Raw genomic sequence first — 21000 nt, 5'->3', positions numbered from 1 at the left:
TTCCCCCTGAACGGGGAAGGCTGGGATGGGGGTCAGCCCCGGGCACCGGTGCCAATGGAGAGAGAATCCCCACCCGGCTTGCGCGTGACACGCGCAAACCGCCCCCCTTTTCAAGGGGAGGTGAAATGCAGCCAGAGCCCGCAGGACCCTGCTGCGGGCTTCAGTGCGTCCAGGGCTCGCCGCGCCGGAACGAGAAATTGTCGGCGTAGGCGATCTGCCGGTGGAGCGATTCCTTCGGCTCAAGCACCTGGTAGGGGATGCCCTTGCGTTCGCAATAGGCGATCGCCTCTTCCTTGGTGTGGAAGCGCAGCGTGAGCTGCTGCTTCATGTCGCCGGACGAGGTCCAGCCCATCAGGGGCTCGACCATCCGCGGCTGTTCCGGCTCGTAGTCGAGCTGCCATTCCTTGGTTTTGGCACGCCCCGATTGCATCGCGTTTTTGGCGGGCTTAAAGATGCGTGCTGTCGTCATGGATCGTCGAACCTTCGGAGATATGCGACATGGAGCGAGTGGAGGGAACGCCCCGGATAGTATAAAAACACCTTTCACGGACGTGATGGGTGATTCCTGAACCCGGATGTTACCTTCCCGTCCGGTATAGCCATTCTACCGCGCTGTGACAATCTGGCCGCGGATGGTCGCCAGCGGCCTCGCGGCGCGGCCTTCTCGAAAGCATCACTTCGAAGCGGGACCCATGAAAATCAACGCCACCCTGCCCGAAAAGGGACGCGACCTCCGGCTCGACCTGTTTCGCGGGGTCGCGAACTGGGCGATCTACCTCGATCATATTCCTGACAATGTGGTGAATTGGATCACCACGCGGAATTACGGCTTCAGCGACGCCGCCGACCTCTTCGTCTTCATCTCCGGCTATACCGCCTCCTTCGTCTACGCCCGGATGATGCTGGAGCGTGGCTTCGTTGTCGGCGCGACCCGGCTGACCAAGCGCGTCTGGCAGCTTTACGTCGCCCATATCATCCTGTTCGTGATCTATATCGCCGCGATCAGCTACCTGGCGCTGCGCTTCGGCGATTCCAACCTCATCAACGAGTTCAACGTCGCCGGCCTCGTCGACAACGCGACCGAGACCCTGCGCCAGGGCCTGTTCCTCAAGTTCAAGCCGGTCAACCTCGACGTGCTGCCGCTCTATATCGTGCTGATGGGGCTGTTCCCGCCGGTGCTCTGGTTCATGCTGCGGCAACCGAACCTGACCATGATCGCCTCGATCGTGCTGTGGCTGTTGTCGCGGCAGATGGGCTGGAACCTGCCGGCCTACCCGGCTGGTGTCTGGTACTTCAACCCGTTCTGCTGGCAGGTTCTGTTCGTGTTCGGCGCCTGGTGCGCGCTCGGCGGCGCACGCCAGAATGCCGACATCATCAACTCGCCCTATACGCTCTGGTTCTGCGTCGCCTATCTGATCTTCGCGCTGATCATGACCATGGCCGGCCGCTTCTCGGATTTCGGCGCCATGTTCCCAGACTGGCTCTATTCGGCCTTCAACCCGAACGACAAGACCAACCTCGCGCCCTACCGCTTCATCCACTTCGCGGTCATCGTCATTCTCGTGATCCGCTTCATCCCGAAAGACTGGGCGGCGCTGGAATGGCGGGTGTTCGATCCCCTGATCGTCTGCGGCCAGCAGTCGCTCGCGGTGTTCTGCGTCGGCGTGTTCCTGTCCTTTGTCGGACACTTCGAGCTGTCGATGAGCTCGGGCTCGCTGCTCGCGCAGATCTTCGTCAGCGTCACCGGCATCGCGATCATGACGATCGTGGCCTACTACATCTCCTGGTCGAAACGGCAGGACAAGCCGGTGAAGACGCCGACGCCTGCGAAGGCCACTTAGCGCCTCTCCCTCGCCCCGCCCTTGCGGGGAGAGGATCGGGGTGAGGGGCTGCTTCCGCAAAAACGGTGAGAGTGTGACTCGCGGAGACCCCCCTCACCCGGATCGCATCTGACGATGCGATCCGACCTCTCCCCGCAAGCGGGGCGAGATAAATCTCAGGACGGCGGCGGGGCGGTCGAGGCCACGATGTTCGCGACATCGCCATAGGTCCTGACCAACGGCGCGACCACCTTGTGCATCCGGCCCTTCGACACGACGGTGTCGTGCAAGATCAAATTGTCGACCCCGGTGGCGAGGAAACAGTTCACCGCATCCTCCGGCGTCTCGATGATCGGCTCGCCCTTGACGTTGAAGGAGGTGTTGATCAGCACGGGCACCCCGGTCAGCGCTTCGAACTCCTTCAGGAGCCGATAGAGCCTCGGGTTGGTCGCCTCGCGCACGGTCTGCACGCGCGCCGAGCCGTCGACGTGGACGATCGCCGGGATCTTGTCGCGCCACTCGGGACGGACAGGCTTGGCGATCAGCATGAACGGCGAATCCTCCTCGCCTTCGAAGACCTCCGTCATCCGCTCGGCCAGCACGATCGGGGCAAACGGGCGGAACGCCTGCCGGTGTTTGACGCGGCTGTTGAGGATGTCCTTCATTTCGGCGCGGCGCGGATCGGCAATCAGGCTCCGATTGCCGAGCGCGCGCGGCCCGAACTCGGACGGCCCCTGGAACCAGCCGATCACGCGCTGGTCGGCCAGCAGCTTGGCGGTGTCGCGGCAGATATCGTCGCTGCGCCTGGTGTCCACCTGGACGCGCACCAGAAACTTCTGCAGCGCGGCTGCGGCCTCCGCATCGCTATAGGGCCTGCCGACATAAGCATGCTCCATCACGAAGTTGCGCCGCTGCTTCAGGATCTCGAGCCAGCCATAATAGGCGCAGCCGATCGCGGTGCCGTCGTCGCCCGCCGCAGGCTGGATCCACACGTTCTCAAAGCCGGCTTCCCGTGCAATCCGTCCGTTGGCAACGCAGTTCAGCGCGACACCGCCGGCGATGCAGAGGTTCTTGGCGCCCGTGGTCTCGCGCAGCCAGCGCGCGCGGGCGAGCAGCACGTTCTCGGTGTCATCCTGCACGCGCCAGGCAATGTCCTCCCAGTGTCGCATCGCCGGGCTCTTCTCCCAGCTGCCGCTGTCGAGCAGATAGGGCTCGCGGAATTCGCTGGTCCAGGCCGGCACCTCTAACTTGCCGTCGCTCATGTCGAGGAGATGCTTGACCTGCTCGCGACGGCCGTAGGGCGCGAGGCCCATCAGTTCGCCGCACTTGTTCCAGTCGCCGAACACGTAGGACGAGACGCGGCTATAGAGCGCGCCAAGGCCCGGCATGTTGTAGAATTCATCACTGAGCATGCCGCGCGAAGGCTCCATGAAGACCTTCTTCAGGCACTCCAGCTTCTCGCCCTCGAACCGGTAGTAGCTTTCGGATTCGCGCGCGAGCGGCGACGCCGCGTCGGCATTGGGATATTGCTCCATGACGTCGGACTGATAGTTGCCGACACCATCGACCACCATCACCGCGCCTTCATCGAACGGCGACACCGCAAATGCGCTGTAGGCATGCGCCAGATGGTGGGAGACCGACGCCACCTTGCCCGAGGTCGAACGAAACAGCGGATATTTGGACGCTTCCTGCCGTTCGGGATACGGAAGAAAGCCTGCCATGTCCTGATAGATCAGCCGCTCTTCCAGCTCCGGCACCAGCAGGATGTAGCAATTGCTGACGACCAGATCGACGTCATCGAGCGTGATGCCCTCGGCCTTGAGGCAATAGTCGATCACCTCCTTGTAGAATCCGGATGCGTGCTTCTCGCGTGTGATCCGCTCCTTGGCGATCGCAAAGGCGATCGCGCCGTCGCGCAACAGGCAGGCGCTGACGTCATGGTCATAGGTGTTGAGGCCGAGGACGTAGGTGTGCTGCTTGGGCATGGGGACTCGTCAGGCAGGAATCATCGCGTGGCTTAGGAATGCGATCGTGTCGAGATCAAGTTCTCTGCGGAATTTTGTCGAAATCTTTTTCGCCATGTTTCTCTAACGCACAAATCATTGGATACGACAAAGATGAACAAGATGAACGACGGATGAACAGCAGGACAAAGGATGCATTTCTGCAGCCAGGACAGTAGCTTGACCTCACCCGACCTGCCCAATAGAGTTTTTGCGAAGCGCAAGAACATTCGACAAAAATTCGTCTTAGTGCATCTGAACTAGTGGCTGTCTCAAACGTCTAAGTCTTAGACGTCCAAGCAAGACAGTGGATTGTTTGGATGTCTGGAAGTCACCGGGAGTTCCTGAATGGTTAAACGCTACAATTTCCTAACCCGCTGCCTTGCTGCGGTGGCATTGCTGTTCGTCTACGTGGCCAGCACCTCTGCGGTACTGGTCGGCGCGACCACATCGCCGGCGCAGGCCTATCGCGGCGGTTGGGGTTATCGTGGCGGCGGATATCGTGGTGGATGGGGTTATCGCGGCGGTGGTTATCGCCGCGGCTGGCATCCCCGCGGCTACGGTTACTACGGCGGTGGCCGGCGGTGCTGGTGGAGCCCGCGCGGCGTTCGCGTCTGCAGGTGGTGATATCGGACCGCTGACATTACTGCATTCGATCGAATGAAAAAATCAGGTGCGTCGGAAAACGGCGTACCTGATTTTCTTTTGGTTCGAGCAGCTCTCCGAGCCAGAGCTTCGCTCTGATTGAAGCAGGCATGCTTCGCTCGAAAACGCTTGCGCGTGGCTCAGCTCTCGAGGATCGCGACCGCCCGTGTCCACCCGGCTGAGGCGCGCTCGATCTTCACCGGGAAGCACGACACCATGAATCCGGTCGAGGGCAACAGTTCGAGATTGTGCAGCTTCTCGAGGTGGCAATAGCCGATATGGCGGCCGGCCTTGTGCCCTTCCCAGATCAGGCTCGCGTCCTTCGTCTCGGCATATTTCTTCGCGGTGTAGACGAATGGCGCATCCCAGCTCCAGCCGTCGGTGCCGGTCAGCCGCACGCCACGCTCCAACAGATACATCGTCGCCTCATAGCCCATGCCGCAGCCCGAGACGACGTAATCCGGCCGACCGAATTTGGCGCCGGCGCTGGTGTTGACGACGACAATCTCGAGCGGCTTCAGCATATGGCCGATGCGCTTGAGCTCCGCTTCGACATCCCTGGCGGTGGCGACATAGCCGTCCGGCAGATGCCGGAAGTCGAGCTTGACGGCAGGCTGGAAGCACCATTCCAGCGGCACCTCGTCGATCGTCCAGGAACGCTCGCCACGGTTCATGGTGGGATGGAAATGCCAGGGCGCATCCAGATGCGTGCCGTTATGGGTGGAGAGGTTGACCTGCTCGACCGCCCAGCCCTGCCCATCCGGCAGATCTTCTGCCTTGAGCCCCTGGAAGAATTCCAGCATGCGCGGCAGGCCCTGCTGGTGATCGATATACTGGATGGTCGGGTGGTTGCCCGGCGGATCGGCCGGCACGTCGTTTTGCAGGGGGACAGAGATATCGATCAGTCTGCGCGGCATGGTGCTTCCTCGCTGAATTCTTGACCCGGCGCCGAATGGCCGGGCTTTCCATTTCGATACGTCAGGGATCGCGCGACCGGAAGTCAAAACCGCGCGCAATTTACCAATGGTTAGCTTTACCGATGTTGCCACAGGAACGTCATTCACCAGCCTTCATTGACGTGCACAGGAGTCGGATGAAGAACGAGTTCGACAAGATCGACCGGACGCTGGATGAAATGCTGGTGAACCTGGGCGCCATCGTGCTCAAGCTCGCCGCAGTGTCAAAGACAGCCCCGGAGCTGCGCGCGCTGGCCCAGTCGGTCCATCAATACGCAGTCTGCGCCGAGCGCTCGAACGATCCGAGAGTCCAGCGCCTGCGGGTGGAACTCGAAGCGGCCCTCCAGCCTTCGCTGAGGCTGGTCTCCAGCCGATAGCTGCGCTGCACCCTGCCCGGTTTGGCCGCACGCCCCGGTCAAGAGCGCGGCATCGCAGTTTCGTCAAACGCCGCCACTATAATTGGCATTTCCTGCGCCGGAACGGCGCTGATCCGCGCCCATTGTCACGGACAAGTGGCGCGGCGAGCGCATGCGCGTGGCGCCGGGATCGGCGATGGCTGGATACGGTTGACTTGGGTCAACACCGGAACCGCATTGGCATGGACAGTGGCGCGTCCGACAAGGCCATCACGATTGGCAACGTCGCCAAGAAACAACGAGGCGTTCTATGCAACATGCAAGCAGCCCGTCCGCCGTTCTCGATAGCAACGAACTCGATCTGCTTGATCGGTACTGGCGCGCCGCCAACTACCTCTCGGTCGGCCAGATCTATCTGCTCGACAATCCCCTGCTCCGCGAACCGCTTCGCAAAGAACATATCAAGCCGCGTCTGCTCGGCCATTGGGGCACCACGCCCGGATTGAACTTCGTCTATGCCCATCTCAATCGCCTGATCAAACACCGCGATCTCAACGTCATCTATATCTGCGGCCCCGGCCATGGCGGGCCCGGCATGGTCGCCAACACCTATCTCGAAGGCATCTACACCGAGATCTATCCGAGCATCACGCGAGACGTCGACGGCCTGCGCAAACTGTTTCGGCAGTTCTCCTTTCCCGGCGGCATCCCAAGCCACGCTGCGCCGGAGACACCGGGCTCGATCCATGAAGGCGGCGAACTCGGCTATGCGCTCGCCCATGCCTATGGCGCGGCGTTCGACAATCCCGATCTGCTGGTTGCCTGCGTCATCGGCGACGGCGAAGCCGAGACCGGCCCGCTCGCCGCCTCCTGGCATTCGAACAAGTTTCTCAACCCTGCGCGCGACGGCGCGGTGCTCCCGATCCTGCATCTGAACGGCTACAAGATCGCCAACCCGACCGTGCTCGGACGGATGAGCGACGAGGAAATCCGCAATCTGTTCCTGGGATTCGGCCACGAGCCGATGTTCGTCGAGGGCGATGATCCCAAGACGATGCACCGGCAGATGGCAGCCACCCTGGATGCCGCGACCGATCGCATCCGCGCTATCCAAGAGGCCGCACGAGGCGCCTCGTCGTCCGAGGGGCGGCCGCGATGGCCGATGATCGTGCTGCGCAGCCCAAAGGGTTGGACCGGCCCGAAGGAAGTCGACGGCCTCAAGGTCGAAGGATTCTGGCGCGCACACCAGGTGCCGGTTGCCGAAGTCCGCAGCAATCCAGGCCACCTTGCCATACTCGAACAGTGGCTCCGCGGCTATGAGCCAGAGAAGCTGTTCGACGAGCAAGGCAGACTCGTTCCGGAGTTGCAGGCACTGGCGCCGGCAGGCGCGCGTCGGATGGGCGCCAACCCGCACGCCAATGGCGGGACGCTCAGGCGCGAACTCGAAATGCCCGACTATCGCGACTTCGCCATCGAGGTCGCCACGCCCGGCGGCGTCATCGATGAAGCCACGCGAACGATGGGCAAGTTCCTGCGCGACGTCATGACGCGCAACGAGAGCACTCGCAATTTTCGCATCATGGGTCCGGACGAGACCGCCTCCAACCGGCTCGATGCCGTGTTCGAAACGACCGATCGCGTCTGGATGGAGGAAATCGAGCCCTACGACGTCCATTTGTCCCGGGACGGCCGGGTGATGGAGATCCTGAGCGAGCATCTCTGCCAGGGATGGCTTGAGGGCTACCTGCTCACCGGGCGACATGGATTGTTCTCCTGCTACGAGGCATTCATCCACATCGTGGATTCCATGTTCAACCAGCATGCCAAATGGCTGAAGGTCTCCCGCGGCCTGCCCTGGCGGCGCCCGATCGCTTCGCTGAACTATCTGCTCACCTCACATGTCTGGCGGCAGGATCACAACGGCTTCAGCCACCAGGATCCGGGCTTCGTCGATCTCGTCGCCAACAAGAAGGCGGACATCGTCCGCGTTTATTTCCCGCCGGACAGCAACACGCTGTTGTGGATCACAGACCACTGCCTGCGCACCTACGACCGGATCAACGTCATCGTGGCCGGCAAGCAGCCCGCGCCGCAATGGCTGACGATCAAGGGGGCCGCGGTCCATTGCGCGGCCGGGATCGGCGCGTGGTCGTGGGCCGGAACGGAAACAGCCGATGGCGACGTCGACGTGGTGATGGCCTGCGCCGGCGACGTGCCGACGCTGGAGACGCTCGCCGCTGTCGACATTCTCCGCAAGCAGATCCCGGGTCTCAAGATCAGGGTCGTCAACGTCGTCGACCTCATGGCCCTGCAGCCGCGCGAACAGCATCCGCATGGCCTCACCGACCGCGACTTCGACACCTTGTTCACCCGCGACAAGCCGGTGATCTTCGCCTATCACGGCTATCCCTATCTGATCCACCGCCTCACCTATGCGCGCACCAACCACTCCGGCATCCATGTGCGCGGCTTCAAGGAAGAGGGAACGACGACGACGCCGTTCGACATGGTCGTGCTCAACGAGCTCGACCGCTTCCATCTCGCGATCGAGGTCATCAACCGCGTGCCAGGACTTGCGGCGTCGGCGGCCGCCGTCAAGCAACATTGCCTCGACCGCCTGATCGAGCACCGCAAATATGTCTGCGAGCACGGCGAGGACATGCCCGATATCCGCGACTGGTCCTGGCCGTACGGCACCGCCGCGAACGCCGGCGATTGATGCCTGACTCCAAGCGTTGAGGCCCAAGAAGATGCCGAACGCCCTCCTCGTCCTCAACGCGGGATCGTCAACGATCAAGCTGGCGCTGTTTGCGAGCGGCGGGTCGGGCGATCCCGCGCTGCTCTGCAAGGGCATGCTCGACCATCATCAGCATCAGCCGCAGATGATCGTGAAGGACCTGCACGGCAAAGTGCTGTTCGAGCGGCACGCCGCGACGGAGGCGGACGACGAAAGCTTCTTTTCCGATCTCCTGCATTGGATCGACGAATTCCTGGCAGGTGGAGCCCTCGTCGCGGTCGGTCACCGCGTCGTCCATGGCGGCCTGAAATTCTCTGAACCGGTGAAGGTGACGCCGGCCATCCTGCAGGCGCTGCGCGAGCTCACCCCACTCGCGCCGTTGCACCAGCCGGTCTGTCTCGCGCCGATCGAGGCGATGCAGAAGCTGCGGCCGGACCTGCCGCAGGTCGCCTGCTTCGATACCGCCTTCCACCACAGCATCGCGCCGCCGATGAGCCGCTTCGCGCTGCCGCGGCATTTCGAACAGGAAGGCGTGCGCCGCTACGGCTTTCACGGGCTCTCCTACGAGTTCATCGCCCGCCGTTTACGCGAGATCGCACCGGATCTGGCGATGGGGCGGATCGTGACGGCCCATCTCGGCAGCGGCGCCAGCCTGTGCGCAATGCGCAACGGGCGCAGTATCGACACGACGATGAGCTTCACGACACTGGACGGGCTGATGATGGGCACGCGCTGCGGCGCGATCGATCCCGGCCTGCCGCTCTACCTGCAGCAGCAGCGCGGGCTTTCGGCTGACGAGATCGAGCACGTGCTCTATTACAAATCCGGACTGCTCGGCGTGTCCGGGATCAGCGCCGACGTGCGCGTGCTCACCCGGAGCGACGATCCCCGTGCCGCGGAAGCGCTCGAACTGTTCGCCTTCCGCGCCGGCGCGGCGATCGCCGCGATGACCCACAGCCTGGGCGGCCTGGACGCGATCGTCTTCACCGCGGGCATCGGCGAGAACAGTCCCGAGGTGCGCAAGCAGATCTGCGCGGGTCTTGGCTGGCTCGGCGTCGACCTCGATGATCACGCCAACAGCGCCAATGAACTCCGGATCGGCGCAAGGACTGCGCGCGTCGCAACCCTGGTGGTCCCCACCGACGAGGAAGCGGCCATCGCCGCCCACACGAAGGCCTTGGTTACAAATCGTTGAGACTCATGAACGGCATCGCCGTCGCTCTCGTGGCCGCGATCCGGCGCGAGGCCTCGCGCCAGAGGATTTGATGAGCGCGAACGCATTGCGCGGGACCGCAATGCCTACATCCTGTTTGTGCTGGCGCCGCCCGAATGGATCGGCCGCGCCGTCTCGCGAAGACAGGAGTCTCGCCATGAAGAAACTATCCCTTCTCTGCATCGCCCTCGCCGTCGGTCTCTCGACCGCCGCAGCATTCGCGCGCGGCGGCGGAGGCGGCATGGGCCACGGTATGGGAGGCATGGGCATGCACGGAGGCATGCCGATGAGCAGCGGCCTGCCCACAAGCGGTGGCCTGCCGGTCACCGGCGGCGCTTTTGGAACCAATCCTGCCACGCCCGGCACCAACTCGCTCGGAACCGCGCTTTCGTCCGAAGGCATTGCCAACGGTCCCCAGAAAGGTCCGCTGCTTGGCACCGATCCCACGCTCGATCGCGAAGACGCCAAGGTCGACAAGATGATCGGATCGATCTGTCGCGGATGCTGAAGCGGCCACAGGACCACGACGGCCACCGCCGCACAGCGTTAAGGTTGATCGGTTAGGTTAAGATCAAGCTCATCTTGAGCACGGTGGCCGCGATGCTAAAGCGGATTCACCGTACCGGATCCCCGGCCCAAGACCCAACCGGCCAAATCGAGCTTTCGTTGCGAGAGCCAGGATTGCAGGCGACATCATGTGGAACGGCCGCAAGAACGCAATCATCGGGCTCAGCGCACTCCTCGCATTCATCCTGCTTGAATTGTCCGCGGCAATCGCTGCGATCGGTGCCGTCCTCGAATTGGCCATCGGCATCGACGTGCCGGTACTGCCGTTCCTTACGTCAAACGACTGAGGTTTCTGCCTCTCCGCTGACTGTCCGACAGATCGCAGCAGCCCCGGGGCACGACATCGTCCGGACTGACGATTCGACGTGCGCTTCGGCAACCACAACCGTTGCTAGCGAACCCTGACGGCACCTACTATGCTCCCCCTGCAAGTCCCGCCGCGATTTCTTGAATCCCTTTCGGAGCCATCAATGTTCAGAACCTCCTTGATAATTCTGTCATCTCTTGCCTCACTGTTTGCTTCGGCCGCCGCCGCCCAGCCTGCCGCGCTCGCCTGCAGCGGCTCCCTGTTCGATCCGACCGCATCCGCGCCCTCGACAAAAACCGTGACGCTTGCCCTCGGTCCGCCGGTTTCGATCGATACCGGGAACGGCCCGCAGCGCGCTTCGGTCGTCAGCAACAACAAGATTCAACTAAGGTTCAGAACCAAGGATTTCACGGGCGAGTATTTCCACTACACAGGCGATCTTTTCCTGATCTACCGATCAGGACATCTCGCGCGGTTGACGTGTTCGCGTTGAGCAAGGAGAGCGGTGTGATCGCGCCGACGCTTGACGACACGCCCGACCATGCATCCGCGACGAGCAAAATGCGGAATTCCCGCGATCAAACGCATACCTGAACTCATCCAGGCAATGTAGATTCAGGTAGATTGCGGTTGCGGAGTTACGAAAATGCCAGTCAAACCGCCTCCTCCCATTGCTCTGTACGAAGACATGGAGCGCGCTCGCCAAATAGCGCGCTCATGGAAGCCACTCGACCAACTCTCTCCCGCTGACGCCGAGAGTGTCGCGAAGGCGATCGCCGAGGGCATTGCGCGGGGGCGCCGGCACGGATTGGAGATGGGGCAGCAGGCGCACCCCGAACCGTAAGCGCGGAGCGGCTTCGGGCCTAGCCAAGCCGGCATTTGCCACGCCATTTCAACGGCTTGATCCGGGGACGAGCACCAATTTCATCGATCTGTGAATAGAGAGAGGGCCTGTCCCCATTTGGGAACAGCGCCCGGCGATGGTATTCCCTAGTCCGCCGAAGGTGCTTAGGTACTTATTCCTCTATTCCTAGTCGATATGTGTGTTTGAATGATAATCAAAAGTTGTCGTGTGATTTCAGCCGGAGCTCTGCGCAAGAAGGTCCGGGTAATGACCCAACGAATGGCTGAACTTCATAATCTCCGCAGGCGGGTCCTGGCGGCAGAAGCCAGAACGCTTACCAGCCGGCGAAAGAGATCGCGCGAGGCAAGGCGAGCCGTGCGGGTCGTAAGCGGGCCACTCGCCCGCTGCAGCCTTCCGGGCCAATCGCTGTAACCATCGCTCCGATCGGCGCCGCGGCTCAGTTGAGCGAAAACCCGCGTGGCCGCGGCCGCTTGAAGCCACGGGGAAGCAGCCGGTGATGAGACTGAAGAGAAATCTTCAGCTCGTAGGCTTTCGCGATCACACCACTGGGCGATCGATGCAGCATCTGCGCGATGCTTTGTGCTGGGTAATCGCAACGAGCCATTCGTTTGAGATCGTCAATGTCCAGATCAGACCAACGGCGTCCCATGAACCCCTCGAAATAACTTTGAATACAGAAACGAGCGTAAAATCATGCGCTTCGGGGGACTGGATAAAAATGCTTGCCATCCTGAAAAAGGTACCGGCTCCGTCCCTCTGACAGTGGTACCACCCCAGCTGTCCCCGTTCTCCCCCGGAAAACTACGGGCCCCCGCGTGCGGAAAGGTGAAGCATGCGCCTTGGTGACGGGTAGCCGGTTCGGCGGAAGCGGCATTTCGAGGTGCGGATTGGCGGCTCGGTTCTCGCGCCGTCGCGCTCACCGAAGCCGCACTGACACTGACTTGGTCGGCTTCACCGCTCGAAGCGTGTTTCGGTTCGTCATCAACCGGAAGCCATCTAGGAATTCGACAAGGCAGCGGTTCTTGTTGCCGCGGACGACCAGGCGGCAACATTGTCCCTTCCGTTCTTCGCAGCGACCGCGATAGATGTGTGTTAGCGCTTTGTTAGGCAGCAAAATTGCCTTACCTCTTCACGCCAGGTTCAGAAAATGGCCTTGGCCGGGCCGCCGGGACCGCTCAGGCGCTCCAAAAATGCGCAAGCGGTCGGCGTTGAATGCTAACTCCGGGGACTTGCCTTTTTGAACCTACCTTTTCGGGTATAGCGCGCCACTGCAAGTCCGCGCTGGTTAGCAAATACCGTAATGAAAAGCGCCAAGAGGCTCGCGGTGAACAGCGCCACAGCTACATTCCAGGTGAGAGGCCGATACCAGAATTCGACCGAATACTGACCTGCCTGCTCAACGGCGACGCCACGAAACACTCCGTCGACGCGACGCAGATCTTGCTCCTTGCCATTGAGACTGAGCCCTCGATCATGTCGCGGATCAGGGTGACGTCGTGATCGTCACCGAAGGCTTCGCCGAGCTGGTATTTCAGCGCGGCGGCCGCGGCCAATTCCTTCTCCATGTCGCGCCGGGCGTCGGGGGCGGGCGCTCTCTTAGGGGCGGCCATCAGAGCGTCTCCCCCTGCATCTGCTCACCCAGATGCACGAGGCGGTCCAAGAGGAATTCCTGCATGCCGCGGGTCTCGTCTTCATATTTGTAGCGGAGGTGGATGAACTCCTCGATCAGCGTGCCGGCGACACGCTTGGTGCCCTGCATGAACGCAAGGCGCGAAGCGTAAATCCGTCCGTTCTCCGCCATGCCGAGGATGTTCGGACCGAGCGCATCGGTGACGATGATCGGATATTCGTCGACCGGGAAGCCAAGCCCGCGCGCGAACGCGACGGCCTTCTGCAGGATGTCGGCCTCGACGCCGACAAGCGTCGCGGTCGCCGGCGCGAGCTTCTCGCGCTTTGCCGTCCGGTAGACCATCTGCGCGCTAAGGCTAGTCCGGCCGGCCGCGTGTTGCGTCAGCTTCTCGACCGTCTTGAGGAACGGCGTGCCCGGCTTCGTGCCGTAGACCGTGTCCTTGAAGTCGAAATGGTGCTCGTAATATTTGTTGTCGACCGCGAGCACCTCATTGAGGAAGGAATCGTCGTCGCAAGCGAGGATGCGCACTGCTCGCTGACGAGCTCCACAAGGTGCAATTTGAGCGCGAAGGGGCGCGCGAGCAGGAGCTGACCTATCAGCATGTGCGGTCCTTCATAAAGACCGCCTTCGAGCTTGCGGACAAAGACAAGATGCCGCGCGAACGCGCGCTCTACATGTCGATCGGCACCGCCTCGCAATTCGAGCTGATGCTGCGCCAAAAGGACATCATCGGCGACTGGGCGCCTCGCAAAGCCGACGCCCGCTTCCCGACCGGGATCACGGTCCTGCATCTCGACGATGAAACCTGGTCGGGCTTCTACACTTGGGAAAGCGTACCGGGCTGGCGCTGGCGCACGCGGACATCGAAATCGAAGTACCGAGCGGCGGCCGAGTTCGATCTCACGATCTACGACCTGTTGATGCCACTCCTCGAGATGGTCCCGATGGAGGAGCGGAAGGGCGCGATCGTGAAGGGCGAGCATGGGCTGCCGATCCGGTACCGCTCCTACGCGAAATGGTGGCGCCAGATCGCCCAGGCCGCCGGCATTCCGTTCGACGTCAAGAGCATGGACGCCCGCGCCGGCGGCGCCACCGAGGCGGAGGAAGCCGGGGCCAACCTTGAGGGCATCCAGGCCAACCTAACCCACACCAAGAAGGAGATGTCGCTGCGATACATCCGCAGGCGGAACAAGAAAATCGTGGCCGTCGCCGAGGCCCGCAAGCAGTCGCGAGCGGTCGGAGAGGACGGCGGAACAGCGTAAGAACCGAGCGTCAGAACCGCTTTTGAAAAGGTGAGAAAAATCAGATGATTAGTTGGTCGGGGCAGCTGGATTCGAACCAACGACCTGCAGTACCCAAAACTGCCGCGCTACCAGGCTGCGCTATACCCCGAGCAATCCGCAAGGCGATGTCGATACACGGTTAGGCGGGCGCCAGCAAGGCGCGCTCGCCGTGCCGCCTGTTTGCGCCTACTTAGCGTTGAACAGCGGGTGCGCCACCCGGTCGCCTGGCTGGATGCCGTATTTTTGCGCCGTGCCCGCGACCACTTCCAGCACGCCCTTGGCGAGCCCGCCGGACGAGATGATCTTGGTCGACAACGGCTCGGTGTTCTCGGCGATCCGCAGGATGCGGCCGTCGGCGCGGATGAAGATCATGTCCAGCGAGACATAGGTGTTCTTCATCCACATCGACACCTGCTGCTCCGGCGAGAAGTCGAACAGCATGCCTTTGCCGTCCGGCAGCTCCTTCCGGTACATCAGCCCCGTCGTCTTCTCCTCCTCGGTCGTCGCGAGTTCGACGGAGAAGACATGCACGCCGTTCTTGGTGACGATCTCGAGCGGCTGGACCGTCGCGGCCTTTGCGGCCGGGCTCGCGATCACACCAAGCAGGAGGACGAACGACGCAAACAGGCCAACGAGCAGGCGATGCCCGGCGACACGATCGAAAGTCATGGCAATAGCACTCACGGCAAAATCAAACCGCGGCGAACCTAGCCCGAGCGCAGCGCCGATGGCCAGAGGACAAAGACATGACGGGCGCCATCCGGCTCACGTTTCCGTTAGAGCTTTAGCGGGAAATCAGTGCGACGACAGCGCAGACGGGCCGGTCTCCGGGTGGATCTCGGCGGCCATCATGCCCTTGGAGCCGGGCCCGAACCGCACCAGCACATATTGGCCGGGGCGCAGCTCGGTCATGCCGAAGCGCCGCAGCGTTTCCATGTGCACGAAGATGTCGGGTGTCCCCTCGCCGCAGGTCAGGAAGCCGAAGCCGCGCAGCCGGTTGAACCACTTGACCTGCGCCCGCTCCAACCCGCTGGTCGCGGTGACCGTGACATGGGTCCGCGGCGGCAGCATCTGCGCCGGATGGATCGCCGTCGACTCGTCCATCGAGACGATGCGGAACGCCTGATAGCCCTTCGCACGCTGCACGCACTCGACCAGCACGCGCGCGCCTTCATACGCTGTCTGATAGCCGTCGCGGCGGAGCACCGTCACATGCAGAAGCACGTCGGGCCAGCCATTGTCGGGGACGACGAAGCCATAGCCTTTCGAGGCATCGAACCATTTGATGACGCCGGAAATCTCGACGAGACTTGCCGCTGCATCGCCAAGGCCGGAGAAGGCATCCGCCGCCGGATCGCGCGGCGCTCTGTCCGAATATTCACCTGGCCCAAGCCTGCCCTGCCCGGCACCGCCTGGTGGCGACGCGCCGAGCTTCTTGGACTCAAATCCGTCCGACCCCATGACCCCGGACCCCGCACATCATCTGCAACCCGTCTCTCTGCGACGGTACCTACCAGTGCGTTGTTGCACGACCGCTCATGAACAGCGCACGCGAATCTCGAATCAAAAGATAACACTCCCGCTTGCGTCGCATAGATAAAAAACGAATCCAACGGGAACTATGAACAGGCTTGCACAACCGCGAATCAATTGTGCATCAATTGCCCACGAACGGCCCAAGGGTCTCGCCGATGTCGTGGCGGATCACGAGATCCGCAATATCGTCCTGCTCGGTCGGCTCGTTGTTGATGATCACAAGCTTGGCACCGCAGTTCTTGGCCATCATCGGAAATCCCGCCGCGGGCCACACCACCAGCGAAGATCCGATCGCAAGGAACAGGTCGCAGTGCTGCGCAAGTTCCGTCGCCCGTCGCATCGCATCCTCCGGCATCGCCTGGCCGAACGAGATGGTTGCGGTTTTGATGGGGTCGCCGCAGTCGGTGCAATCCGGCGCACTGCCGTTCTCGTCGAAGCGCTGCTTGACCCACGGCAACTCGTACGCCTTGCCGCAACTGATGCAACGCGCATACGTCGTGTTGCCGTGCAGCTCGACCACGTGATCCGAGTTGAAGCCGCTCACCTGATGCAGATTGTCGATGTTCTGCGTGACGATCGCCGGAACCTTCCCTGCGCGATAGAGCGAGGCGAGCGCACGATGCCCGCGTCCGGGCTTCGCCGCAGCAAACGTCGGCTCCATCGCAAAGCGCCGCCGCCACGCCTCGTCGCGCGCGTCCGAGCTTGCAACGAACTCGTCGAAGGGAATTGGTCGGTTGCGCGTCCACAATCCGCCGGGCGAGCGGAAGTCGGGAATCCCGCTCTCGGTTGAAATGCCCGCACCCGTGAAAGGAACGATGGTGGAGGCCTCGGCGATCAAATTGCCGAGCGCCTCGACACCGGTGCGCAGATCTTTTGCAATCACGTGAGAAACCCGAGTTGGCCGTGATGACTATAGCACGGCCAGCGGGAGCGAGGGATCGCACTTGCCATGCAGGTCAGGCCGCCTTTGTCACGCTGCCTTGGTTCAAGCCGCCCTGGCTATGCCGCCCTGGCGACCGGCTCCTTCGTCTCCTTCACCTCATCGCTCTTCTTCGCCTTCGCGACGGGAGCGGCATCGGACTTCTTCACCGGCTTGCCGTATTGAGCCAGCCTGTCCAACTCCGCTTCGAGTTCGGCGCGGCGCGCCGCGACCTTTTCGAACAGCTTGTCGCTCGCATGCTCGCGCAAGCTTGCGAGCTCTTCGATGCTCAGTGAATCCAGATCGATCATTGCCATGCAGGCCTCCCCAGTTTCTCTTTTTGGCTAGCGGGCTCGCGGAGAGGCGACAAGCAGCGTACGCGCCTTATCCACCGCCTTCGCTGCCCATCATCTCACCACAATGCTGCACCGGCTGCTCCCCATTGGCGCCCCAATGGGAAGGCGAATTCAGCCAGATGACACTACGATTACAGGGATGGGCCTTGACTGAAAACGCCATGACAGAAAATGCCATGACCGAAAACGCTGAGACCGAAAACGCCGAGACCGAGAAGGAAGAGCGGCTTGCGCGCGAACGCGAAGAGATCGCCGCTCGCATCGCCAGCTTCAAGGCGACCCAGCAAAAGTTCGAACGCGAGCGCCAGGAGTATTATGCCAACACACTGGGCGGCGCTTGGCACGGCTATCAGGAAGCGCCGGTCGAGACCGACTAGCGCGTTCGAGCCATGCTCTCGGACTTGATCCGAGGGTGGACACCGGATCGCATAGCAATCAAGTCCACGCAGATTGCGTAGACTTATCTGCGCAGACAACGCTTCAAAGAAGAATCCAGAGCTTCGGTTCTGATTTCATCAGCACCGAAAATGCTCAGGGGCTCGCAGCAGCGGGTGAGTCAAAAAGCCCGGGGCGCATCGCCCCGGGCTTTTTGTTACCAATAGCCGGGGCCCCAGTAGGCGCGCCGATAGGGTCCGCCCCAGTAGGCGTAAGGACCACCACCGCCGTAATAGCGTCGATACCCGTAGCCGCCGTAATAGGCTGGGTAGCCGCCGCCATAGTAGCCATAACGCGGGCCGTAGTAGCCCGGATAACCGCCGTAGCCGTAGCCCGGCCCGTAATAATAGGGGCTGGACGCTGCGGCGGCGCCCGCAATCAGTGCGCCCGCGGCGAGACCGAATGCCAGGCCCGGACCCGCGCCTCGCCAACCCCAGCCGCCGCCGCGCCAGTACGCCTCGGCCGGCGAACTCATCGTGGTCGCGCCGAGGGTGGCGACCGTAGCCAAAACTGCGAGTGCCTTTTTCATCCTCGCCTCCTCACACATTCATCCGCCGCTCCAACGCAGCACCCCCCGATTGGTTGCATCGGGAACCGGCAGGCATATTGCCGCAAAGGGCCACGTTCGCTGCGCTTGGGCGAAGGCCTCCACCCTCGAGCTTATTCCCGTCGAGCTATGCAACTCGGCCGGATCACCCATGGATCGGGCGCAGGAACAAAACGCGATCTCTGGGCGTATTGTGCTGCGGAAGGGGTATGGCCATGCCGGTCTGGCTGGAAATTCTGATCAACATCATCGGCTATGGCGGGTTCATCGCCATCGCGATGTATCACCGCTCCTCAAGCGAGAAATTGCCGGGACAGGATCCGCGTTAGCCCCTCAATGGGCCTTGCGCGGTTCGCCGGCGGTGCGCACCAGGCGGTCGGCCTTCACGAGCACGCGTCCATCGTTGACCTGCGGCCGCAGCGAAAGGCTGACGGCAACGAAGGCGAGGCAAAACAACAGCCCCACCACCATCACGCGTCGGTGAGTCGGCCTGTCCGCATTGTGAAACGAAGGGATCATCATGGCTCGGGTTCCGCACCCGATCCGTATGCGCAACCTCCGGTGATCGCAACGCGATCCTGCTCTTAACCTAACTGAATAGCGTTATCGGTCGTGCTGAAAGGGACCGTTAGGGCACGCACCGCGCGGACGCGCTCATAACGGTAAATAGTTGCCTTTTATCCCCTGGTTATCCGCAGCAAATCCACAGGCCTCCGATCAGCCTTTGTGAAACGATTTCGTCATCTTGCTGCGCAGCTAACCACATCCGCCCAAGCCTGCTCGCGATCGGAGTTCCCGGACGTTCGGACAACCGAATTCGCGCGCATTAACCGAACCTCTTTAGAAAACGTAAATGCGAACCTGAGAATTTTAGGCAGGAGGTTGCCGTCATGGTCATCTACCCCGTCCCTGCCGCGGTGACGCAGGCGAAGGTTCAGCTCGTCATCGACGAGACTGCCAAGGCACCGCCGCACCAGATCAATGCCGACGTCCGGAATGTCATCAACGCGCAGGCCCAGGCCGAGCGCGAGGCGCTGCTGGACCGCAAGGCGTGACAGCAGCGCCGCCGCTCGCGCCTAGTCGTTCGATTTCGGCCCGCCATGGTAGCGGTGGGCGTCGGCATCGGTCATTTGCGGCGCCATCTCCTGATCGAACGCATTGAACGCGTCGTAGGCCCGCTGGTCGGCGGCGGTGGCTTCCTGTCGCGGTGTTGCGGCCAGCGAACGTGCGAACGCCTGTCCAGAGACGGCGGTCAGTGCCACGATCGCGGTGGCCAGAATGATCCTTTTCATGAATCTGCTCCTTGCTGGGTGCCCTCCCTTCGCTCGACATGCGCTTGACGGCATAGGAATGCGATGCAGGCTCAAATGTTTGTGTAAAAAGGTGAGAGCAGACGTCGGCACCTCGTGTGACCGCAATTCCCGCGGGAACGCTTTTGGTCGTCACGAATTGAATGAGCATCAGGAAGTGCCGGCAGGAACACTCCCCCTGCCGCCTGCCGGCTAAGAAACCCCGCGATGCCCCATCGCGGGGTTTTCTTTTGAACCTATTTGCACGCCAACAGACATAGTGGAACTGGGGATTTCAGGGCCCAGTATTTCGCGGCAGCGTCGCCTGGAGAACATACTCCTCTAGGCGGCGCTGTTGCTTTTTCAAAGTTCAACCTTAAGTTAACATGTGAAGCTGGCGGCTCGCGCCCTGAATCCCCAGTCCGTCAGCCTGAAAGCCCCGTGCCCCCACGCGCGGGGTTTTCTTTTTTCTGACTTCGGCAATTCACCTGCGGTCACGACAGCATGGCGACAATCGGCTGTACCTGCGCAGATGCCGATGCGACCAGGCCATCGAAGGATGTTTGGCCGTGGGCTGCGGCCTTCAGAATACATTCGGCCACAGCCGCCTTGACGCCGAACACGGATTGATCGGCGGGAATTTTCGACATCACCGCTTCCAGAGCGGCCCGCATGGTCTCGACGAGTTCAGGACTGTATGGCATCGCGTCCTCCCCGCGCGGCAAGATAATCGGGGCGCCGTTACCCGCCACTCACAAGCCTGAGACTCACGACCATGTGTCGTTGCGTGTTTTTAATGAACGTCGTGCCGAGATCGTGAGAGGGCTGCCCCGTCATACGATTTGCTGCTATTTTCCGCCGCGTCGTGCCGAAAAGGCGGAAATTCTCACAAATCTCTGAGGGACAAGAAAATGCGTTATCTCCACACCATGCTGCGCGTGCGCAATCTAGACACCGCAATGAAGTTCTACCAGGACGCGCTGGGGCTGAAGGAAGTGCGCCGGATCGACAACGAGAAGGGTCGCTTCACGCTGCTGTTCCTGTGCGCGCCCGAGGACGTCGACCAGTTGAAGAACCTGCCGAGCACACGCGGCGCGCCGCTGGTCGAACTCACCTACAACTGGGACGAGGAGAAATACGGCGAGGATCGCCATTTCGGCCATCTCGCTTATGAGGTCGACGACATCTACGCGACCTGCGACCGGCTGATGAAGCTCGGCATCACCATCAACCGCCCGCCGCGCGACGGCAACATGGCGTTCGTGCGCTCGCCGGATCTGCATTCGATCGAGCTGTTGCAGAAGGGCGATCCGAAGCCGCCGGCCGAGCCGTGGCTGTCGATGCCGAACACCGGCCACTGGTAGACCTCGCGCAAACGCCGCGCACATATCCGATCACAGCATGAGCGCCGCGATCCATTTCGGAACGAGCCGATGGATCGCGCGTTTCCTCACCGATACGAATGGAGGAGGAAACGATGGCAAGAGGACTCTTGCTGTGGCTGCTCGGCGTGCCTATCCCGGTGATCATCCT

General features: G+C 61.9%; 26 protein-coding genes and 1 tRNA gene. 12 read left to right on the top strand and 15 right to left on the bottom strand.

The features are described 5' to 3' along the window. Positions 1 to 160: 160 nt before the first annotated feature. Positions 161 to 469, bottom strand: coding sequence for an ETC complex I subunit (locus K288_RS0103230; protein ID WP_043159268.1), 309 nt, complete (start codon positions 467 to 469; stop codon positions 161 to 163). Positions 470 to 692: 223 nt separating this feature from the next. Here K288_RS0103230 and K288_RS0103225 point away from each other — a divergent pair, with 223 nt between their 5' ends. Next, entirely contained in the window at positions 693 to 1841 is a 1149-nt protein-coding gene (locus K288_RS0103225; protein WP_027578279.1) for an OpgC domain-containing protein, read from the top strand. A gap of 155 nt (positions 1842 to 1996) precedes the next feature. Here the strand turns inward: K288_RS0103225 and K288_RS0103220 are convergent, their stop codons facing one another. Then, positions 1997 to 3808 carry a carbamoyltransferase C-terminal domain-containing protein gene (locus tag K288_RS0103220; protein ID WP_027578278.1) on the bottom strand — a complete coding sequence of 604 codons (1812 nt, stop codon included), beginning with the start codon at positions 3806 to 3808 and terminating at the stop codon, positions 1997 to 1999. Between the two features lie 366 nt (positions 3809 to 4174). Here K288_RS0103220 and K288_RS44490 point away from each other — a divergent pair, with 366 nt between their 5' ends. Further along, a complete protein-coding gene (locus K288_RS44490; protein ID WP_051334324.1) occupies positions 4175 to 4453 on the top strand; it encodes a hypothetical protein in 279 nt (92 codons plus the stop codon). A 158-nt stretch (positions 4454 to 4611) separates the two neighbouring features. Here the strand turns inward: K288_RS44490 and K288_RS0103205 are convergent, their stop codons facing one another. Further along, complete coding sequence (locus tag K288_RS0103205) at positions 4612 to 5388, bottom strand: cyclase family protein (RefSeq protein ID WP_027578277.1); 777 nt, start codon at positions 5386 to 5388, stop codon at positions 4612 to 4614. 176 nt (positions 5389 to 5564) lie between these two features. Between K288_RS0103205 and K288_RS0103200 the strand changes: the two genes are divergently transcribed. From K288_RS0103200 to K288_RS0103175, 6 genes are all read left to right on the top strand, one after another. After that, entirely contained in the window at positions 5565 to 5804 is a 240-nt protein-coding gene (locus K288_RS0103200; protein WP_027578276.1) for a hypothetical protein, read from the top strand. Between the two features lie 289 nt (positions 5805 to 6093). Then, on the top strand, positions 6094 to 8502 hold the full coding sequence (locus tag K288_RS0103195; protein ID WP_027578275.1) for a phosphoketolase family protein: 2409 nt from the start codon (positions 6094 to 6096) through the stop codon (positions 8500 to 8502). A gap of 31 nt (positions 8503 to 8533) precedes the next feature. Then, positions 8534 to 9715, top strand: coding sequence for an acetate/propionate family kinase (locus K288_RS0103190; protein ID WP_027578274.1), 1182 nt, complete (start codon positions 8534 to 8536; stop codon positions 9713 to 9715). 175 nt (positions 9716 to 9890) lie between these two features. Continuing rightward, positions 9891 to 10241, top strand: a complete 351-nt coding sequence (locus K288_RS0103185; protein WP_027578273.1) for a hypothetical protein — start codon at positions 9891 to 9893, stop codon at positions 10239 to 10241. Between the two features lie 187 nt (positions 10242 to 10428). Continuing rightward, entirely contained in the window at positions 10429 to 10587 is a 159-nt protein-coding gene (locus tag K288_RS53470) for a hypothetical protein (RefSeq protein WP_160168917.1), read from the top strand. 183 nt (positions 10588 to 10770) lie between these two features. Next, positions 10771 to 11100 (top strand): hypothetical protein, encoded by a 330-nt coding sequence (locus K288_RS0103175; protein ID WP_027578272.1) that lies wholly within the window; start codon positions 10771 to 10773, stop codon positions 11098 to 11100. A gap of 808 nt (positions 11101 to 11908) precedes the next feature. On the opposite strand, the gene K288_RS52075 is transcribed toward K288_RS0103175, so the two are convergent. From K288_RS52075 to K288_RS0103155, 3 genes are all read right to left on the bottom strand, one after another. Beyond that, entirely contained in the window at positions 11909 to 12121 is a 213-nt protein-coding gene (locus K288_RS52075) for a hypothetical protein (protein ID WP_152535357.1), read from the bottom strand. Between the two features lie 691 nt (positions 12122 to 12812). Beyond that, complete coding sequence (locus K288_RS0103160; protein ID WP_027578270.1) at positions 12813 to 13082, bottom strand: hypothetical protein; 270 nt, start codon at positions 13080 to 13082, stop codon at positions 12813 to 12815. Next, a complete protein-coding gene (locus K288_RS0103155; protein WP_027578269.1) occupies positions 13082 to 13630 on the bottom strand; it encodes a hypothetical protein in 549 nt (182 codons plus the stop codon). Before K288_RS0103155 ends, K288_RS0103160 begins: the two co-directional genes overlap by 1 nt. A 23-nt stretch (positions 13631 to 13653) precedes the next feature. Here K288_RS0103155 and K288_RS44485 point away from each other — a divergent pair, with 23 nt between their 5' ends. Next, the gene (locus tag K288_RS44485; RefSeq protein WP_051334323.1) at positions 13654 to 14364 is read left to right on the top strand and encodes a tyrosine-type recombinase/integrase; all 711 of its coding nucleotides are present in this window, start codon (positions 13654 to 13656) and stop codon (positions 14362 to 14364) included. Between the two features lie 53 nt (positions 14365 to 14417). Here K288_RS44485 and K288_RS0103145 read toward each other — a convergent pair. The 5 genes from K288_RS0103145 to K288_RS0103125 form a co-directional block, all read right to left on the bottom strand. Further along, a tRNA-Pro gene (locus tag K288_RS0103145) sits at positions 14418 to 14494 on the bottom strand. 77 nt (positions 14495 to 14571) lie between these two features. Continuing rightward, a complete protein-coding gene (locus K288_RS0103140) occupies positions 14572 to 15054 on the bottom strand; it encodes a DUF192 domain-containing protein (protein ID WP_027578268.1) in 483 nt (160 codons plus the stop codon). Positions 15055 to 15180: 126 nt separating this feature from the next. Then, entirely contained in the window at positions 15181 to 15846 is a 666-nt protein-coding gene (locus K288_RS0103135) for a cold-shock protein (RefSeq protein WP_027578267.1), read from the bottom strand. 196 nt (positions 15847 to 16042) lie between these two features. Further along, positions 16043 to 16804: a Sir2 family NAD-dependent protein deacetylase gene (locus tag K288_RS0103130; protein WP_027578266.1), complete on the bottom strand. Its 762-nt coding sequence runs from the start codon at positions 16802 to 16804 to the stop codon at positions 16043 to 16045. Positions 16805 to 16920: 116 nt separating this feature from the next. Beyond that, a complete protein-coding gene (locus K288_RS0103125) occupies positions 16921 to 17157 on the bottom strand; it encodes a hypothetical protein (protein WP_027578265.1) in 237 nt (78 codons plus the stop codon). A 215-nt stretch (positions 17158 to 17372) separates the two neighbouring features. Between K288_RS0103125 and K288_RS44480 the strand changes: the two genes are divergently transcribed. Then, the gene (locus K288_RS44480) at positions 17373 to 17573 is read left to right on the top strand and encodes a hypothetical protein (RefSeq protein ID WP_051334337.1); all 201 of its coding nucleotides are present in this window, start codon (positions 17373 to 17375) and stop codon (positions 17571 to 17573) included. A 215-nt stretch (positions 17574 to 17788) separates the two neighbouring features. Here K288_RS44480 and K288_RS44475 read toward each other — a convergent pair whose 3' ends face one another. Together K288_RS44475 and K288_RS0103105 are read right to left on the bottom strand one after the other, a co-directional pair. Continuing rightward, a complete protein-coding gene (locus tag K288_RS44475) occupies positions 17789 to 18160 on the bottom strand; it encodes a hypothetical protein (RefSeq protein WP_043159264.1) in 372 nt (123 codons plus the stop codon). Positions 18161 to 18511: 351 nt separating this feature from the next. Beyond that, complete coding sequence (locus K288_RS0103105) at positions 18512 to 18700, bottom strand: hypothetical protein (protein ID WP_043159262.1); 189 nt, start codon at positions 18698 to 18700, stop codon at positions 18512 to 18514. Positions 18701 to 19068: 368 nt separating this feature from the next. Here K288_RS0103105 and K288_RS53465 point away from each other — a divergent pair, with 368 nt between their 5' ends. Beyond that, positions 19069 to 19233, top strand: a complete 165-nt coding sequence (locus K288_RS53465; RefSeq protein ID WP_160168916.1) for a hypothetical protein — start codon at positions 19069 to 19071, stop codon at positions 19231 to 19233. Between the two features lie 21 nt (positions 19234 to 19254). On the opposite strand, the gene K288_RS0103095 is transcribed toward K288_RS53465, so the two are convergent. Together K288_RS0103095 and K288_RS0103090 are read right to left on the bottom strand one after the other, a co-directional pair. Further along, complete coding sequence (locus K288_RS0103095) at positions 19255 to 19470, bottom strand: hypothetical protein (RefSeq protein WP_027578263.1); 216 nt, start codon at positions 19468 to 19470, stop codon at positions 19255 to 19257. A 491-nt stretch (positions 19471 to 19961) separates the two neighbouring features. After that, positions 19962 to 20171 (bottom strand): hypothetical protein, encoded by a 210-nt coding sequence (locus tag K288_RS0103090; protein WP_027578262.1) that lies wholly within the window; start codon positions 20169 to 20171, stop codon positions 19962 to 19964. A gap of 207 nt (positions 20172 to 20378) precedes the next feature. On the opposite strand from K288_RS0103090, the gene K288_RS0103085 reads away from it, so the two are divergent. Continuing rightward, entirely contained in the window at positions 20379 to 20831 is a 453-nt protein-coding gene (locus K288_RS0103085; protein WP_027578261.1) for a VOC family protein, read from the top strand. Positions 20832 to 21000: the final 169 nt, after the last annotated feature.

It is taken from the genome of Bradyrhizobium sp. Ai1a-2, assembly GCF_000426245.1.
In the GTDB taxonomy this organism is placed as follows: Bacteria; Pseudomonadota; Alphaproteobacteria; order Rhizobiales; family Xanthobacteraceae; genus Bradyrhizobium.
The sequence above is the reverse complement of the archived record's forward strand: the minus strand, read 5'-3'. Positions and strand labels throughout refer to the sequence as shown.

What these genes read in the sequence shown, in the direction of transcription:
- K288_RS0103195 (WP_027578275.1), top strand. Translation starts at nt 6,094, where the DNA reads ATGCAACATGCAAGCAGCCCGTCCGCCGTTCTCGATAGCAACGAACTC.
- K288_RS0103125 (WP_027578265.1), bottom strand. Translation starts at nt 17,157, where the DNA reads ATGGCAATGATCGATCTGGATTCACTGAGCATCGAAGAGCTCGCAAGC.
- K288_RS0103135 (WP_027578267.1), bottom strand. Translation starts at nt 15,846, where the DNA reads ATGGGGTCGGACGGATTTGAGTCCAAGAAGCTCGGCGCGTCGCCACCA.
- K288_RS0103220 (WP_027578278.1), bottom strand. Translation starts at nt 3,808, where the DNA reads ATGCCCAAGCAGCACACCTACGTCCTCGGCCTCAACACCTATGACCAT.
- K288_RS0103185 (WP_027578273.1), top strand. Translation starts at nt 9,891, where the DNA reads ATGAAGAAACTATCCCTTCTCTGCATCGCCCTCGCCGTCGGTCTCTCG.
- K288_RS0103085 (WP_027578261.1), top strand. Translation starts at nt 20,379, where the DNA reads ATGCGTTATCTCCACACCATGCTGCGCGTGCGCAATCTAGACACCGCA.
- K288_RS0103105 (WP_043159262.1), bottom strand. Translation starts at nt 18,700, where the DNA reads ATGATGATCCCTTCGTTTCACAATGCGGACAGGCCGACTCACCGACGC.
- K288_RS53465 (WP_160168916.1), top strand. Translation starts at nt 19,069, where the DNA reads ATGGTCATCTACCCCGTCCCTGCCGCGGTGACGCAGGCGAAGGTTCAG.
- K288_RS0103205 (WP_027578277.1), bottom strand. Translation starts at nt 5,388, where the DNA reads ATGCCGCGCAGACTGATCGATATCTCTGTCCCCCTGCAAAACGACGTG.
- K288_RS44490 (WP_051334324.1), top strand. Translation starts at nt 4,175, where the DNA reads ATGGTTAAACGCTACAATTTCCTAACCCGCTGCCTTGCTGCGGTGGCA.
- K288_RS0103090 (WP_027578262.1), bottom strand. Translation starts at nt 20,171, where the DNA reads ATGCCATACAGTCCTGAACTCGTCGAGACCATGCGGGCCGCTCTGGAA.
- K288_RS44475 (WP_043159264.1), bottom strand. Translation starts at nt 18,160, where the DNA reads ATGAAAAAGGCACTCGCAGTTTTGGCTACGGTCGCCACCCTCGGCGCG.
- K288_RS0103200 (WP_027578276.1), top strand. Translation starts at nt 5,565, where the DNA reads ATGAAGAACGAGTTCGACAAGATCGACCGGACGCTGGATGAAATGCTG.
- K288_RS0103175 (WP_027578272.1), top strand. Translation starts at nt 10,771, where the DNA reads ATGTTCAGAACCTCCTTGATAATTCTGTCATCTCTTGCCTCACTGTTT.
- K288_RS0103140 (WP_027578268.1), bottom strand. Translation starts at nt 15,054, where the DNA reads ATGACTTTCGATCGTGTCGCCGGGCATCGCCTGCTCGTTGGCCTGTTT.
- K288_RS52075 (WP_152535357.1), bottom strand. Translation starts at nt 12,121, where the DNA reads ATGGGACGCCGTTGGTCTGATCTGGACATTGACGATCTCAAACGAATG.
- K288_RS0103190 (WP_027578274.1), top strand. Translation starts at nt 8,534, where the DNA reads ATGCCGAACGCCCTCCTCGTCCTCAACGCGGGATCGTCAACGATCAAG.
- K288_RS44480 (WP_051334337.1), top strand. Translation starts at nt 17,373, where the DNA reads ATGACCGAAAACGCTGAGACCGAAAACGCCGAGACCGAGAAGGAAGAG.
- K288_RS53470 (WP_160168917.1), top strand. Translation starts at nt 10,429, where the DNA reads ATGTGGAACGGCCGCAAGAACGCAATCATCGGGCTCAGCGCACTCCTC.
- K288_RS0103225 (WP_027578279.1), top strand. Translation starts at nt 693, where the DNA reads ATGAAAATCAACGCCACCCTGCCCGAAAAGGGACGCGACCTCCGGCTC.
- K288_RS0103095 (WP_027578263.1), bottom strand. Translation starts at nt 19,470, where the DNA reads ATGAAAAGGATCATTCTGGCCACCGCGATCGTGGCACTGACCGCCGTC.
- K288_RS0103160 (WP_027578270.1), bottom strand. Translation starts at nt 13,082, where the DNA reads ATGGCCGCCCCTAAGAGAGCGCCCGCCCCCGACGCCCGGCGCGACATG.
- K288_RS0103230 (WP_043159268.1), bottom strand. Translation starts at nt 469, where the DNA reads ATGACGACAGCACGCATCTTTAAGCCCGCCAAAAACGCGATGCAATCG.